We start from the raw sequence: 17,044 nt of genomic DNA, 5'->3' as shown, positions 1-17,044 counted from the left end.
GGCTGCGGGCCGCCGCTGGTCGTCGGTGCGCTGTTCGCCGGTCGCTCGCCGGCGGCCGTTCGGCGCTGGTCGCCGACTGCTGGTTGCTCGCTGCCAGTAGGTGCCGCTGGCCATTCGTCGCTGGTCGCCGGCCGGCCGCTGCCGAACGTCGCCTTCTCAGAGCTTGCTGCTGCCTGCCGGCTGCCGGTCGCTCGATGCTGCTGGCCGCTGGCGGTTCGCCGCTGCTGGTTGCTGGAAGCTGGCTGCCGCTTGCCGCTTGCCGCTTGCCGCTTGCCGCTTGCCGCTTGCCGCTTGCCGCTTGCCGCTTGCCGCTTGCCGCTTGCCGCTTGCCGCTTGCCGCTTGCCGCTTGCCGCTCGCCGCTCGCCGCTCGCCGCTCGCCGCTCGCCGCTCGCCGCTCGCCGCTCGCCGCTCGCCGCTCGCCGCTCGCCGCTCGCCGCTCGCCGCTCGTAAGGGTCCAGTTTACTGGGTGGCGGTGGGCCGGGGTGGTGTTTTCGCAGGTCGGGGGTGGGGTATCCGCGGCGTCGGGCGACATGGGGCGATCGTATCGCGCGCCCCGTGAGGGGACCGCAGAGTGATCCGTGACGCATGTACGGAAAAGAAGGCGCGGCGTACCGGGCGTGATCGCGAGGATGGCCGCATGAATGACTGGGCAACCGCTCTGATCGCGGCGGGATCGGCGATCGCGGGCAGCGTCGTGACCGGCTGGTACACCCGCAGCGCGGGCTTCCGGCAGGCCGCAGCCGCACGTCACGCGGGCGACCGCCAGGCGGATGCCGTACTCGAATCGGTGCGCATGACCCTGCGCGCGGAAGCGGACCAGCGCGCGCTCGCCCTTCGCCGGCAGACGTACGCGGACTTCCTCGCCGCTGCGGAGGCGAAGATCCGCCGTGGGCAGGCCGACGACGACGTGGCGCTTCAACGCGCGCTCGGCGGCGTACTCCTGGAGGGCCCGGCGGAGGCCACCGCCGCGGCGCAGCACCTCGTCGACTGCCTGCGGCGGCACAAGAAGCCGGACGAGCTCAAGGACGCCAAGCTGGCGTTCGTCGAGGTGGCGCAGGAGTGCTGCCGGGCCGAGTGACCACCGGAGCAAGCGCCAGCCGCGCAGGTCAGACCTTGTCCGCAGCCCCCTCCATGGCCGCGATGAGGCTCGTGGGGCGCATGTCGGTCCAGTTGGCCTCGATGTAGGCGAGTGCCGCTTCGCGGTCGGTCGCGGCGAGGGCCGTGTGCCAGCCGTCCGGTATCTCGGCGAACGCGGGCCACAGGGCGTGCTGCCCCTCGTCGTTGGTGAGGACCAGATAGGTGCCGTCAGGGTCCTCGAAGGGGTTGGTGCTCATCCGGTCGCTCCTTCTCGGAGGGCTGGGCGAAGGTGCCGTACGTGGTGTCCTGCGTGCCGTACGTGCCGTACGCGGTGAAGTCCCGCACTCCGGGCGCGCGTCGGCGGACGCAGGCGGGCCTGCCGAGGCTCCGGCTGTGACAGAACGGGCTGCCCCGTACACCACCCCGTACATGGCTGCCGCTTTACCTTAGAGCAGACCCCCAGTCGCTGTCACCGGCGCATTTGCGCAGGTGTGCGCCGTGGTGAGCTAGCTCATATTGCCGTATCTTTACTTCGTCATTGCCTACCGTGTTTCGATGGGGCGGTCCGCTTCCCGATCAACCCGGTCACCTCAGAACCGTCGACGGCAGTCGTCGGCCGCGCGCCGACACGACCTGTGGGGATGCTCATTCTCGTGCCCGAACTGCCCGAAAACTCCCCCCAATTGCCCCTTTCCGATGCGCAGCTCGGTGTGTGGCTCGCCGAGCGTTCCGGGCTCGCCGCCCCCGGCGCCTACCAGTGGGCCGAGTACCTCGTGCTGGAAGGCGACATCGACACCGCCCTCCTGGCCGACGCCGTCACCAGAGCCGCGGCCGACTGCGAAGCGATCAATGTCCGCGTAACGGAACCGATGAAGACCACGGAGTCGACGGGCCCAACGGAGTCGACGGGCCCAACGGAACCGACGGGCCCAACGGAACCGACGGGCCCGACGGAACCGACGGGAGCAACGGAGTCAGCAGGATCGGCGGAAACCGACTCCGACCGGGCCACGGCGGCAGCCCATTCCGCGCCGGTGCAGCGCCCCGCCCCGGACCTCGCGCACACCGCCCAAGTGATCGACCTGCGGCACACATCGGACCCCGAAGCGGCCGCCATGCGGTGGATGCACGACAGCATGGCCGAGGCCAGGGGCGACGGCGCGGGATCGCTGTTCCTGGGGGCCGTGCTCCGCGTCGCCGACGAGCGCGCGATGGTCTTCCACCGCGCGCATCACCTCGCGCTCGACGGCGCGGGAATGGCGCTGTTCGCGGAGCGCGTCGCGGAGGTCTACAGCAGCCTGTACGAGGGGCGTGCCGTGCCCGCCAGTGGCTGGAGCGGCCTGCGTACGCTGATCGACGCCGAGGCCGCGTACCGGGAAGGCGGCGAGCGGGCGGAAGACCGCGACTGGTGGCGTGAACGCATGGCCGGGCGGCCCGACTTCCTCAGCCTCGGGAGCCGGCCGGCGCCGGCGGCGGCCCGTTCGCTGCGCCTGACCAGGGTGCTGGACTCCGAGGATTTCGCCGTGCTGCGGGACGGCGCGCGGCGGCTCGGGCACCGGTGGACCCGGCTGCTCACGGCGGCGACGGCGGTCTGCCTGCACGCGGTGACCGGCCACCGCGACGTCGTACTCAGCCTGCCGGTGGCGGGGCGCGCGCCCGAACTCGCCCGTACGGTGCCCGCGATGTCGGCCAACGTCGTCCCGCTGCGGCTGCGCGCCGACCCGGCGTCCACCGCCGGCGAGCTGCTCGACCAGGTCGCGGAGGAGCTGCGCGAGGTGCGCGGCCACCAGCGCTATCGCGGCGAGCAGCTGCGGCGCGACCTCGGATATCCCGAGGACGGCCGGAAGTTCTTCGGCCCCGTGCTCAACATCCAGCGCTTCGACCGGCCGCTGCGCTTCGGCCCGGCGACCGCGACCGTGCACAACCTCCAGGCGCCGCCGTCGGAGGACCTGTCGATCGTCGCGTACGACAGGGGCGACGGCGTCCTCCGCCTCGACTTCGACGCCAACCCGGCGAATTACGACGAGGACGTGCTGCGGGACATCGCCGACCGCTTCCTCCATGTGCTGTGGCAGGTGGCGGAGGCCGACCGGGACACGCCCCTGGCGCGGATCGCGGCGACCACCGCCGAGGAGCGCGCGGCCAACTGCGCGCAGGGCACCGGCGGCGAGACTGCGGCCGCACCCACCGATACGGCGGTGGGCCGCTTCGCCGCCCAAGTGCGCCGCGTACCCGACGCGTTCGCGGTGCGCTCGGCCGAGACGGGCGAGCGGCTGACCTACCGCGAACTGGACGCGCGCAGCGCGGCGCTGGCCGCCGAGCTGGCCGCGGCCGGGGCGGGGCCCGAGCGGACGGTCGCGCTGCTGCTGGAGCGGTCGGTGGACCTCGTCGTCGCGGCGCTCGCGGTGGTCAGGGCGGGCGCCGCGTACGTCCCGCTGCAGCGCGACGACGCGCTCGCACGGCAATTGACGGTGCTCTCCGACGCCGGGGCGCGGCTGCTGGTGACCGAGCCGCGTACGGAAGAGGACGAGATCGTCGCGCGGGCGGGCGAGAGCGGCGTGCGGCGGTTGGACGTACGGGGGAGGGGAGCGGGCGTACGGGCGGGGGATGGTGGGGAGCCGCGGGTCGGGCCTGGCGCGCTGGCGTGCGTGATGTTCACCTCGGGCTCCACTGGCGGGCCCAAGGGCGTCGCGATCACCCAGGGCGATCTCGCCGCGCTGGCGGCCGACCGGTGGTGGGGCGAAGGGGGCGCGGAGCGGGTGCTGCTGCACTCGCCGCACGCCTTCGACGCGTTCAACCTGGAAGTGTGGGTGCCCCTGCTCACCGGCGGCGAGGTCGTCGTCGCCGCGCCGGGACACCTGGAGCCGGCTGCGCTGTCCCGGGTCGTCGCCGCCACCGGCATCACCGGACTGTGGCTGACCGCGGGGCTGTTCAACGTGATCGCAGCGGAGGAGCCGGGGTGCCTGGCCGGGGTGCGGCAGGTGTGGACCGGCGGCGATGTGGTGTCGCCCGGGGCGGTGCGTGCGGTGCGCGCCGCGCTGCCCGACCTCACGGTGGTCAACGGGTACGGGCCCACGGAGACGACCGTTTTCGCGACGCGTTCGGCGGTGCGGGACGCGGGTGCCGGGGCCGCTTCGGTCCCGATCGGCGGGCCGTTGGACGGCAAGCGTGTGCTGGTCCTCGACGACGCGCTGCGGCCGGTGCCGCCGGGTGTGGTGGGGGAGGTGTACGTCGGCGGCGTGGGCGTCGCGCGCGGTTACCTCGGGCGGCCGGTGGCGACCGCCGAACGTTTCGTGCCCGACCCCTGGGGGCCGCCGGGTTCCCGCGCGTACCGCACGGGCGACCTGGCCCGCTGGAACGCCGACGGGGAGCTGGAGTTCGCCGGCCGCGCCGACGGCCAGGTCAAGCTGCGCGGCTTCCGCATCGAAACGGGCGAGATCGACGCCGCGCTGCTGGCCGAGCCCGGTGTACGGCAGGCCGCGACCGTATTGCGCGAGGACGGGAGCCGCCCCGGCGTGCGGCAGTTGGTCTCGTACGTGGCCGTGGCGGGCGGCGACACGGCGCGGCTGCTGGACGCCGTGGCGGAGCGGCTGCCCCCGTACATGGTGCCGTCGGCCGTGGTCGCGGTGGAGCGGCTGCCCCTGACACGCAACGGGAAGCTGGACCGGGCGGCGTTGCCCTCGGCGGAAGCCGGGGCGGAGGCCGCGGTACCCGCGGAGGGTGCCGCGTCGCCCCGTACGTCTACCGAGGAACGGTTGGCCGAGCTGTTCCGTGACGTGCTCGGGCTGCCGCAAGTTCCCTTTGACCAGGACTTCTTCCGGCTCGGTGGGGACAGCATCAAGGCGATCCAGTTGGCCGGGGCGGCGCAGCGGGCCGGGCTGGGGGTCAGCACGTTGGACGTGTTCCGCACCCCGACTGTTTCCGGGCTCGCGGAGGGGGTGGCGTCGGGGTCTGCGTCAGGGTCCGTGTCGGGGGCCGCCTCAGGGGCCGCTCAGGGGCAGCGGATCGTGCTGGGCGACGGCGGGCCCGGTGCCGGCGCCGGTGCCGGCGGCCTGGGCTCGGACGATGGGGACCCCACCGCCCCCCTGACGCCGATCATGCACTGGCTGCGCGAACGCGGCGGCCCCCTCGACGACTTCGTGCAGTCCCTGACCGTTCGTACCCCCGTCGGCATGACCGAGGCGCAGGTGCGCGCGGTCGTGCAGGCGTTGGTCGATCACCACGAGATGCTGCGGCTGTGCGTGACGACCGTGGGCACCCTGTGGAGCCTGGAAGTGCTGCCCAGCGTGACGGTCGAGCTGAACCCCGCGGACACGGCGCTCGCCCCCGAGCGCGGGCGCATGGTGCACGCCGCCTGGGCGGATCACGGGCCCGGGGAGCCGGGCGAGTTGACGCTCACGGTGCACCACCTCAGCGTGGACGGCGTCTCCTGGCGGATCCTGCACGACGATCTCCGCGCGGCCTGGGAGGCCGTACGCCGGGGTGAGGTCCCGCGGTTGCAGCCGACCGGGACCTCCTTCCGGCAGTGGGCGAAGGCGCTGGTGCAGTACGCGCACCACCCGTCCGTGCTCGCCGACTTCCCCCGGTGGCGGGAGACGCCCGAGGACCCGCCCGTCGCGGACCGCGCCCTCGACGGCGCGGTGGACACCGAGGAGACCCGGGCCCGGCATTCCGTCGAGCTGCCCAGCGAACTGACCTCGCGCCTGGTCACCGACGCGACGGCGGCCTTCGACTGTTCTGTGCAGGACCTGCTGACCACCGCGTTCGCGCTGGCGGCGGCCGACTGGCGGGAGGGCCCCGAGGCGCTGCTGGTGGACCTGGAGGGGCACGGGCGCGAGGAGTTCGCCGCGGGCGTGGACCTGTCCCGCACGGTGGGCTGGTTCACCACGCTGTGCCCGGCGGTGCTGGACCCCGGCTGTTCCTGGGCGGAGGCGCGTACGGATCCGACGGCACTGGACGGCGCGGTGGCCACGGTGCGCGCGCGCCTGCGGGGCGCGGCACGCGAGGGCCTTTCTTATGGCCTGCTGCGCCACCTCAACCCACAGACCGCCCCGGCTCTGGCGGGCCGCCCCGCACCGCAGTTCGCCTTCAACTACCTGGGGCGCTTCGAGGTCGGGGGTGGGGGTGCGTGGGCGGTGTGCGCGGATGGAGGTGCGGGGGCTGCGGGGGTCGGGGCGTCCGCCGGTGACGGTTCTGCGGAGTCTGGTGGTTCTGCGACCGCCGGCGGCCACGCGGCTGCGGGCGGCTTCGCGTCTGGTGACGAATCCGCGCCCGCCGGCGGCTCCGCGACCAGCGACGGATCCGCGACCGACGGCGGCCCCGCGGCCAACGACGGCATGGCGATGAGCCACGTCGTGGAGCTGGACGCGGTGGTCGCTGAGCACCCCGACGGCCCCCGGCTGGTGGCGCACTGGTCCTGGGCTGGGCGGCTCCTGGAGGAGGAACGGGTCGTTGAGTTGGGGCGCAGGTGGTTCGAGGTGTTGGAGGCGCTGGTGCGGCGGGCGCGCGGCCGTACGCGGGGTGAGCTGCCGCTGCCGCCCCTGGCGCAGGGGCTGCTGTTCCACTCCCTGTACGACCACGACGGCGCCGACCCGTACCTCGTCCAGTTCGTCTTCGAGCTCGACGGCGCGCTGGACACGGCCGCGCTGCGCGAGGCGCTCCAGCGCCTGCTGCGGCGCCACCCCCACCTCTCGGCCGCCGTACGGCACGGCCCCTCGGGGCGGCCCGTGCAGACGGTCGTCCCGGACGCGCCCGTGGAGTGGCGGGAGATGCCGGCGCCCGACGACCTGGAGCGCTTCCTCGACGCCGACCGCGGGCGGCGCTTCGACCTCGCCGATCCGCCGCTCGTACGCGCCGCCGTGCTGCACCGCGGCGCGGACCGGCACCTCTTCGTACTGACGACGCATCACCTGCTGCTGGACGGCTGGTCCATGCCGATCCTGATCAGGGAGCTGTTCTCGCTCTACGCGGGGCGGGCGCTGCCGCCGGCCACGCCGTACCGCGACTTCCTGGACTGGCTCGCCACCCGTGACGCGCGCGCGGACGAGGCCGCCTGGCGCGCGCTGCTGTCCTCGGTGGACGGACCGACGCTGGTCGGCGGAGCAGGCGGCGGCGGTCCCGGCGCGGGAGGCGCGGCCCGCAACCGGCTGACCGGCGAGCTGGACGAGGCGGTCAGCGCGCGGGTGGAGGCCGTGGCGCGCGAGTACGGACTGACCGCGAACGTGATCGTGCAACTGGCCTGGGCCGCCCTGCTCGGCGCGCAGACCGGGCGCGAGGACGTGGTGTTCGGCACGACGGTCTCCGGCAGGCCGGCCGAGCTGCCCGGCGCCGAGGACATCGTCGGGCTGTTGATCAACACCATTCCGGTGCGGGTACGCCTGGACCCCCGCCGCACGGTCGCCGACACCCTCGCCGACCTGCGGGCCCAGCAGCTCTCCATGCTCGGCCACCAGCACGCCGACCTGTCCCGGCTGCGGGCCGTCGCCGGGCACGCCGAACTGTTCGACACGGTCGTGGTGTTCGAGAACTACCCGATCGACGAGGACGCCCTGCGCGACCTCGTACCCGGCCTCGAACTGCGGGACGTGCAGGGGCGCGACGGCACGCACTACCCGCTCACGCTGATCGCCGTGCCCGGCGGCCGGATGCGGTTCCGCCTCGACCACAGCACCGACCTCTTCGAGGAGGCGGAGGCGCGGCGCCTCCTCGACCGGCTGGGCGCGCTGCTGGAACGGATCACCGCCGATCCGGAAGCGATCCTGGGACGGCTCGACCTGCTGCTGAACGATGAGCGGGAGGAGCCGACGGAGGAGCTGGCGGAGGCCGTGGCGGGCCTCGAACGGGCCCCCGAACCGGCCGCGCCGCCTGCGGTGACCGCGCCGCTCACGCTGCCCGCGCTCTTCGAGGACCAGGTGCGGCAGCACCCGACCGCACTGGCCCTGACCTGCGGAGACGTCACCCTCTCGTACGGGGAGCTCAACGCGCGCGCCAACCGCCTCGCGCGGCTCCTCGTCGCCCGCGGGGCCGGACCCGAACGCCTGGTGGCGCTGGTCCTGGAGCGCTCAACGGACCTCGTGGTGGCGGTGCTGGCCGTGCTGAAGTCGGGGGCCGGCTACCTGCCGCTGGACCCGGGCCACCCCGAGGAGCGGATACGGCAGGTGCTGGAGGCCGCCGATCCGGCGCTCGTCGTGACGGGCGCTCGGCTCGCGGCGCCCCTGCCGCAGATCGTGCTCGCGGACGCCGAATCCGGAGTGGGGACCGGTCAGGCCACCGATCCGGCCGCCGCGTACGCCTTCGACGACGCCGCCGCGTACGCCTCCGACGATCTCGGCGTGCAGGTGCACCCCGACGGTCTCGCGTACGTCATCTACACCTCGGGTTCCACCGGCGAGCCCAAGGGCGTCATGGTCTCCCACCGCAACGTCGTACGGCTGCTGGCGACGACCGACGCGCACTTCGGCTTCGGCGGGGACGACGTGCACACGCTGTTCCACTCGTACGCCTTCGACGTCTCGGTGTGGGAGCTGTGGGCGGCGCTGGGGCGCGGGGGACGGCTGGTCGTGGTGCCGGACGACGTCGCCAGGTCGCCGCGTGACTTCCTGCGGCTGCTCGCGCGGGAGCGGGTCACCACGCTGAGCCAGACCCCCTCGGCGTTCTACCAACTCCTCGGCGCCGAGGCGGAGTTGGCGGAAGCGGCGGAAACGGCCGGGCAGGGTGCGGAGGTGCTGCCCGCGCTGCGGCGCGTGGTGTTCGCCGGCGAGGCGCTGGAGCTCTCCCGCGTCCGCTCCTGGCACGGCCCGGGCCGGCCGCTGCTGGTCAACATGTACGGCATCACCGAGACCACCGTGCACTCCACCCACGCCGAGCTGCGCGATCCGGGGGAGACCGCGGGCGTGATCGGCCGCGCGCTGCCCGACCTGCGGATTCACGTGCTGGATCACGCGCTGCGGCCGGTTCCGCCCGGCTGCCCCGGCGAGATCTACGTGAGCGGCCCCGGCGTCACCCGCGGCTATCTGGGCCGCCCCGGCCTCACCGCGAGCCGCTACGTCCCCGACCCGTTCGGTCCGCCGGGCACCCGCATGTACCGCTCGGGCGACCTGGCACGGCGGCGCCCCGACGGCACGCTGGAGTACCTGGGGCGCGCCGATCAGCAGGTGAAGATCCGCGGATATCGGATCGAGCCGGGGGAGATCGAGCGCGTACTGGAGCGGCATCCGGCCGTGCGGCGCGCGGTGGTCCTCGCGGACCGCGACGCGGACGGCGACGGCGGACGGCTGCTCTGTTACGTCGTGGGCGCGGGGGAGTCGGGGGAGTTGGGGGATTCGGGGGAGTCCGGAGAGCCCCGCGAGTCCGGTGAGTCCGAAGAGGTCCGCGAGTCCGAAGAGGCCCGCGAGTCCGGTGAGTCCGGCGCAGGGGAGGCCGGGGAGCCCGCCGCGCCGTCCCCCTCCACCCTGCGCGAGTACGCCCGCTCCGTGCTGCCCGCGCACATGGTGCCCGCCTTCATCCTGCCGGTCGGGGAGATCCCGTTGACCGGCAACGGGAAGCTGGACCGTGCGGCGCTGCCGCCGCCCGAGGCGGCGCTGCCGGCCGGCCGGGCGCCCGCGAACGCGCGCGAGAGCCTGCTGTGCGCGCTGTTCGCCGAGACGCTCGGGATACCCGAAGTCGGCGCCGAGGACAGCTTCTTCGACCTGGGCGGGCACTCGCTGCTGGCCACCCGCCTGATCAACCGGGTACGGACGGAATGGGGCTGCGAGCTCAGCATCCGCACCCTCTTCGACACCCCCGTCGTCGCCGATCTGGCGCGGCACCTGCCGGAACCCGAAGGCGGCGCATCGCGCGCCGCCGCACCCGCGGAGACCGCTCAACTCACGGCCTGCGCACGGCGGCCGGAGCGCATCCCGCTGTCTCCCGCGCAGCGCAGGTTGTGGTTCTTCAGCCGCCTCGCCGGGCCGAACTCGGTCTACAACATGTCCTTCGCCACCCGGTTCAGCGGGCCCCTGTCGGCGGGGGCGCTGCGCGCGGCTCTCGGCGACGTGATGCACCGGCACGAGAGCCTGCGTACCACCGTCACCGACATCGACGGCGAGCCCCACCAGGACATCCACGACACGCGAGAGGTGCCCTTCGAGGTGGTGGCCACCTCGGAGACCGAGCTGCCGGGGCTGCTCGCCGACGCCGGGACGCACGTCTTCGACCTGAGCGCCGAACCGCCCGTGCGCGCCGTGCTGTACGAGACCGCGCCGGAGCGCCACGTCCTGCTCGTCCTGCTGCACCACATCGCCGCCGACGGCTGGTCGCTGTCGCCGCTGGCCCGCGACCTGTCCACCGCCTACCGGGCGCGCTGCGAGGGCGCGGCGCCGGAGTGGGAACGGCACCCCGTGCAGTACGCGGACTACGCGCTCTGGCAGGGGCGTCTCGATCTGGACGCCGAGCTCTCGTACTGGACCAGGACGCTGCGCGGGGCACCGGAGTCGCTGCCGCTGCCCTTCGACCGCGCCAGGCCGCCGGTGTCGGCGCACCGCGGGGAGACCGTCGACTTCACCCTCGACGCCGAACTGCACGCGCGGCTGGGTGAGGTGGCGCGTTCGTCCCGCACCAGCGTGTTCATGGTGGTGCACGCCGCGATCGCGGTGCTGCTCTCGCGGCTCGGCGCCGGAGAGGACGTCCCCATCGGTACGCCGGTGGCCGGGCGGCACGACGAGGCGCTGCACGAGACGGTCGGCTGCTTCGTCAACACGGTGGTGCTGCGTACGGATGTGAGCGGGGCGCCCACGTTCAGCGAGGTGCTGGAGCGGGTGCGCGCGACCGACCTGGACGCGTTCGCTCATCAGCACGTGCCGTTCGAGCAGGTCGTCGAGGCGGTGAACCCGCCGCGCTCGCTCTCGGCGCACCCTCTGTTCCAGGTGATGCTGGCCTTTCAGGACACGCCGCCGGCACGGTTCGACCTGCCAGGGCTGCACGCCGAACCGGTCACCGCGCACAGCGGCGCCTCCCGCATGGACCTGCTGTGGAGCCTGCGCCCGCACCACACGGAGCAGGGCGCCGAGGCCGGCATCGAGGGCGAACTGGAATACGACACCGAACTGTTCACCCCCGCCTCGGCCCGCCTCCTGATCACCCGCCTCCACAAGCTGTTGGACGCCGCGACGACCGCCCCGGACCGCCCCGTCACCGACCTGCCGCTCCTCGTACGAGGCGAGAGGGAACGGCTCACGCAGCGCTGGAACGCGACCGCGCGTCGGGTGGGTGGGGTGCCCGGGGTTACCGGGGGCGCGTTCTCCGCGGCGGCGCAGGTGGAGCGCACGTCGGATACGCCTGCTCTCCAGCACGGGACCGCCGGGACCGCCGCGACGGCTGGGGCTGTTGACGCCACGGGGCACGCCGCGGCTGCCGGGACGGCTGGGGCTGTTGACGCCACGGGGCACGCCGCGGCTGCCGGGACGGCTGGAGCTGTTGACGCCGCGGGGCAGGGCGTGCCCGCCGGGACGGCTGGAGTTGTTGACGCCGCCGGGCACGCAGGGACGTCCGGGCTCGCCGACACCGCCGACCCTGCCGCGACCACCGCGTACGGACTCTTCGCGGCACAGGCGGAGCGCACGCCGGACGCACCGGCGCTCTACTGCGGGATCGCCGAGACCGCCGCGACACCCGCGCCCCCCAACACCCCCGCCCCCACCACCCTCACCTACCGCGCCCTCTCAGCCCGAGCCGCCCACATCGCCGCCCAGCTCAGCGCGCGCGGCGCCGGACCCGGAAGCCTCGTCGCGGTGCAACTGGCGCGTGACGCCGACCTCCCTGCCACCCTGCTCGCCGTCCAGGCGGTCGGTGCCGCCTATCTGCCCCTCGACCCCGCGCTGCCGCCGGAGCGGACCGCCGCGCTGCTCGCCGACGCGCGGCCGCAGTTGGTCGTGCGGCATGACGGCGGGCTCACCGTCGGCGCCGGTGCGGACGAACCCGCGCGGGTGCCGGAGGACACGGCGTACGTGACCTACACCTCGGGCTCCACCGGGCGGCCCAAGGGCGTGATCGTGCCGCACAGCGCGCTGGTCAACCTCCTCCTCGCCCTGCGCGAGCAGGTGGACGTCGGCGCGCGGGACCGGGTGCTGGCCGCCGCGCCTGCGGGCTTCGACATGTCGCAGCCGGAGCTGTATCTGCCGCTGATCACCGGCGGCGCGATGGTCCTCGCCGACCGCGACACGCTCCGTGACCCCGAGGAGCTCTCGGCGCTGCTCGAGGACCGCCGGGTCACCGTCATGCAGGCGACCCCCTCGCTCTGGCAGGCGCTCACCAGGCGCGACCCGCAGCAACTGCGCCGCATCCGCGCCGTCATCGGCGGCGAGGCGGTCCCCACCGACCTGGCCGCCCAGCTCAGCGCCCGCACCCGTTCGCTGCTGGCCTGCTACGGACCGACCGAGACGACGGTCTGGTCCACCACGCACCCGGTCGCCCAGGAGACCCCGGTCGCCCCGGGCACCCCGCCCGACCGCGCCGAGAGCGCCACCGTGCCCCTCGGCCGCCCCCTGTGGAACACCCGCTGCTACGTACTCGACGCCCGGCTGCAGCCGGTGCCGCCGGGCGTGCGGGGCGAGTTGTACGTGGCAGGAGCGGGCGTGGCCACGGGCTACCTCCACCAACCGGGGCTGACCGCGACCCGTTTCGTCCCCGACCCCTTCGGCCCGGCGGGGCAGCGGATGTACCGCACGGGCGACCTCGCGTCGTGGAGCGCGGACGGGGAGCTGCGCTTCCACGGCCGTACCGACGACCAGGTCAAGATCCGCGGCCACCGCATCGAACTCGGCGAGATCGAGGCCGCGTTGACGCGGCACGAGGGCGTCCAGGCGGCCGCCGTAGCCGTGCACGAGCGCGGCCCCGACGACCGGCGCCTGGTCGGCTACGTCACCCCGGAGGACGCCGACCTGGCCTCGGTGAGCGCGCACCTGACCAGGCAACTCCCGGACTACATGGTGCCCGTACGGCTGCTGGCCCTCGACCGCCTGCCGCTCAGCGTCAACGGGAAGCTGCTGCGTGACCGGCTGCCCGAGCCCGACTGGGCCGCGCCGGGGTCCCCGGACGCGGCGGGTTCCCCGTACGACGCGCCGCCGCCGGAGAGCGTCCGCGAGCAGGTGATGTGCGAGCTGTTCGCCGAGGTGCTGGACCTGCCCCGGGTCGGCCCCCGCGACAACTTCTTCGAACGGGGCGGCCACTCCCTCCTCGCCGCGCGCCTGACCGAGCGGGTCCGCACGGTCCTCGGCGGCGAACCGGCCCTCCGAAACGTCTTCGAAGCGGCCACGCCCGCGGCCCTCACCCGCCTGCTGGACGAGGCCGCGCGGACCCCCGCGCCGACGACGTCCACGCCGATGACCGCGGAGGCACACCTCGTACCCCTCCGCCCCGGCGGACCGGCCGACCCCGTCTTCTGCGTCCACTCGCTCAGCGGCCTGAGCTGGGTGTACGCGGGCCTGCTGCGGCACATCGACCCCGAGCACCCCGTCCACGGCATCCAGGCGGCGGACCCCGGGGGAGCGGCGGATCCGCCCCAGTCGGTGGAGGCCATGGCCGAGCACTACATCGGCCTGCTCCGCTCGGTGCGCCCGCACGGCCCGTACCACCTGGTCGGCTGGTCCTTCGGCGGACTCGTCGCGCACGCCATGGCGGTACGCCTCCACGAACTCGGCGAGCCCGCCGGAGCCCTGCTCCTGGCGGACACGGTGACCGCCGCCGACGCCGGACCCGCGCAGCCCCTCGTGGACGAACGCGTCTTCCGGCTGCTGCTCACGGCGGCCGGCATCGACGACAGCCGGTTCGGCGCGGACGAGCTCGACTTCGCGACCGTGTCCGCGCTGCTGCACCGCGAGGGAAGCGTGTTCGCGCACTTCACCAAGGACGACGTCGAACGCGTCATCCAGGTCTCGCGCCACAACGACCGCCTCCTGCGCGCCTACAGCCCACCCCGCTACCCGGGCGACGTCACCTTCATCGAGGCCGCGGACGCCCCCGTCGGGCCCCCGCACCACGAGCTGTGGCGCCCCCACGTCGGCGGCCAACTGACCGTCGGCCACAGCACGGCCGCGCACCTGCGCATGATGCAGCCGCAGTACGTGGACGACGTCGGAGTCCAGCTCCGCGACCTGCTCAGGAGGCGGCGTTGAACAGCCCCGGCACCGACACCCGCCGCACGGGGACGACCCCCGAGGCCGGCGCCCTCGCCCAACTGCCGTCCCGCTCACGGGTGATGATCCGGCTGCCCAACGGGCAGGCCCTGGCCGACGTCCTGCTCACCTGCTTCGACCTGGGCCTCGTCGCCGTACCCCTGCCACCGCGTACCAGCGAGTCCTCGGTCGCCCCGCTCGCCGAACGCGTCTCGGCCGCGGCCGTGGTGGACGCCGGGGGACTGCGCCGTACGGGGCTGCCCGACCGCCACACGGCGCCGGACGACCTCGCGTTCATCATGTTCACCTCCGGCTCCACCGGGCCGCAGAAGGGCGTGATGCTCGGGCGCCGGGCCGCGGTGGGCAACGCGGCCAAGACCGCCGAGCTGCACGGCATGGCGCCGGACCGCCCGCACGGCACGTGCCTGCCGCTCTACCACTGCAACGCGCTGATGATGTCGCTGCTCGGCACGCATCTCACCGGTACGCCGCTGGTATTGCGGGACACCTTCGACCCGAACGGGTACTTCGCCGCGCTGGACGCGGCGGGAGCCAGGACGGCCTCCATCGTTCCCGCGCTGCTCGCCGACCTGGTGGAGGCGGGACCCGCGTGGCCGGAGGGCCTGGAGTATCTGATCACCGCCGCCGCGCCGCTGACCAGCGATCTCGCCCGCCGCTTCCACCGCCGCTACGGCCCGCGCCTGCGGCAGGGCTACGGGCTGACCGAGGCCGTCAACTTCAGCTTCACCATGCCGCGGCTCGACGACGCGGAGTTCCGCAGCCACTACCTGGACCGGACACCGCCCGTCGGCGCACCGCTGCCCGGCACCGAACTGCGGCTGGAATCCGGGGAGGTGTGGATCAGGACCCCGGACATGATGGCCGGCTACTGGCAGGACGGCGACACCACCGCCGCCACGCTCACCGAGGACGGCTGGCTGCGCACCGGCGACCTCGGCGAGCTGCGGGACGGCCTGCTGGTGCTGCGCGGGCGCGCCGGTGAGCGCATCAACCGGGGCGGCGAGAAGCACTATCCGCTCGACATCGAGGGCGGGTGGCGCGACGCGGGCCTCACCGGCCGCTTCGCCGCGGTCGCGGTGGACGAGCCCGCGCTGGGCCAGGACGTCGGGCTCATCGCCACGGACCAGCACCTCGACGACGTACGGGAGCTGCACCGGCGGGCCCAACTGCGGCCCGCGGCCATCCAGTTCGGCGGCTTCCGGGCGACCTCCACCGGGAAACCCCAGCGCAAGGCGATGAGCCGGGACCTCGCCGCGCGCCGGGTGGCGCCCGCGCGCTACGAACGGCTGCTGCGCCACGCCGCGGCCACCGCGCACGACCTGCTGCGCGCGGGAGCCGAGGACGGCCGCCTGCACGCACTGGCCGCGCAGGCCGGTGACCAGCCACAACGGCCGCAGGGGCGGTACGAGGCGCAGGGGACCGATGACGAACCTGTGCTCGGCGCCCTCGACTTCCTGCGGGAGCACTGGCACAGCGAGGGCCGTGCGGAGGCGGCGTACGGCGTGGACGAGGAGGCCCAGGCGGAGCTTGCCCGGGCCAAGGCGCGCTGGCGCAGCACGCTGCTGGCCTCGTGGCCCCTGTCCGTGCACGCGGAACTCGCAGCGGAGGTGGCGGCCCGGCATGGATACGAGGGCCCGCCCCTGCCGTTCGGCGCAGAGACCCGCTTCGGTGACGGCGCGTTCCTCGTACTCCCGCACGGGCCCGCCGCCGACGGCCCCGCCTGGCCGCTGGGGCTGCTCCTGGACTTCCTCGGCAGCTCGACTCCCGACGAACCCACCGCCGTTGGTGCGACCGACCGCTGGCGGTGGCTGGCGCGGCCGCGCGGGCGCGGATTCTCCGCCACGGGCTGCTCGGTGCTGCGCGCCGGGCGCCACGACCTGGGCGGAGTGCTGTGGGCACGACAGCAGGATGCCGGACCGAACACGCACACAGGAGCGACTGCATGACCCGAAGCACCGCGGCGGCCGAGCGGATGAAGCAGACCCCGGACCACGAGGACGAGATCCTCGACGTCCGGGGGCACCGCGACCCGGACCGCAACCGGCTGACCCCGGTGGTGAAGCTGCCTCCCGAGGCCGCGCTCGCCGTGGTCGAGGCGCTGGCCGGGCTGGTACGCGCACAGCACCGCGAGGAGGAGGCGCGCCCGACCCCCGACGGCCACCTCAAGCAGGCCCAGGAGTTCGAGGAGGGGGACGTGTTCATGCTGGAACCGCCCTTCGAGGGCTTCTTCGCCGACCGCTATCTGATGGACTTCTACGACACGACCGAGCGCGACATCTGCTCGCGGATGCACCTGCACACCGGGCTGCGGTTCGTACGGATGATGACCGGGCCAGGCACCACCATCCGGGTCTCCAGCCTGTCGCCGATCACCGTGCGGCCCGCTGTCGGTTGGGCGGGGCCGCTCAGGGCGTTCACCGACGCGCTGCCGGGCACCCCCACGGGTGTCGACCGCGACCGGCACAACGTGATCGTGCCGCCCAACTCCTGGGTGGACATGCAGATACCGCGCGGTGTGTCCCACCAGTTCAACGCGGTGGGGCCGAACGCGGTGATCGACTCCGTGCACCCCGAGGAGTCCATCGAGACCCTGCGCGAGGGGATGTCGGGGTACCGGATGATGGCCCAGACGATCTTCCTGGCCAAGGACAAGAGCCCGGCGGCGACCTGCGCCGATCCGGTGGCCGCTGAGTACGGGTCGGGCCGTTGACGCGGTGCCTTTCGGGCATGGGTCGGGCCGTTGACCGGGCTGCCTCCGGACCGTGCCGCCGTGCTGCCTCGCAGGGGTTCCCGGTGT

Annotated in this window: 5 protein-coding genes; 4 read left to right on the top strand and 1 reads right to left on the bottom strand. The window is 74.0% G+C overall.

Going from position 1 to position 17,044, the window contains the following annotated elements; translation table 11 throughout:
- Positions 1 to 638 precede the first annotated feature (638 nt).
- Entirely contained in the window at positions 639 to 1,079 is a 441-nt protein-coding gene (locus tag ABEE00_RS21540; RefSeq protein WP_345747240.1) for a hypothetical protein, read from the top strand.
- Between the two features lie 28 nt (positions 1,080 to 1,107).
- Here ABEE00_RS21540 and ABEE00_RS21535 read toward each other — a convergent pair whose 3' ends face one another.
- On the bottom strand, positions 1,108 to 1,335 hold the full coding sequence (locus ABEE00_RS21535) for an MbtH family protein (protein ID WP_345747239.1): 228 nt from the start codon (positions 1,333 to 1,335) through the stop codon (positions 1,108 to 1,110).
- A 426-nt stretch (positions 1,336 to 1,761) separates the two neighbouring features.
- On the opposite strand from ABEE00_RS21535, the gene ABEE00_RS21530 reads away from it, so the two are divergent.
- The 3 genes from ABEE00_RS21530 to ABEE00_RS21520 are packed head-to-tail and all read left to right on the top strand — an operon-like array spanning position 1,762 to position 16,957.
- Entirely contained in the window at positions 1,762 to 14,226 is a 12,465-nt protein-coding gene (locus tag ABEE00_RS21530) for an amino acid adenylation domain-containing protein (protein ID WP_345747238.1), read from the top strand.
- Positions 14,223 to 16,193, top strand: a complete 1,971-nt coding sequence (locus tag ABEE00_RS21525; RefSeq protein WP_345747237.1) for a class I adenylate-forming enzyme family protein — start codon at positions 14,223 to 14,225, stop codon at positions 16,191 to 16,193. The genes ABEE00_RS21530 and ABEE00_RS21525 overlap by 4 nt, the downstream gene beginning before the upstream one ends.
- Complete coding sequence (locus tag ABEE00_RS21520) at positions 16,190 to 16,957, top strand: hypothetical protein (RefSeq protein ID WP_345747236.1); 768 nt, start codon at positions 16,190 to 16,192, stop codon at positions 16,955 to 16,957. The genes ABEE00_RS21525 and ABEE00_RS21520 overlap by 4 nt, the downstream gene beginning before the upstream one ends.
- The last annotated feature ends 87 nt before the right edge of the window (positions 16,958 to 17,044 follow it).

It is taken from the genome of Streptomyces odontomachicola (assembly GCF_039605595.1).
Lineage (GTDB): Bacteria > Actinomycetota > Actinomycetes > Streptomycetales > Streptomycetaceae > Streptomyces.
Note: the sequence above shows the minus strand (reverse complement) of the source record. Positions and strands in the feature narration are given on the sequence as shown.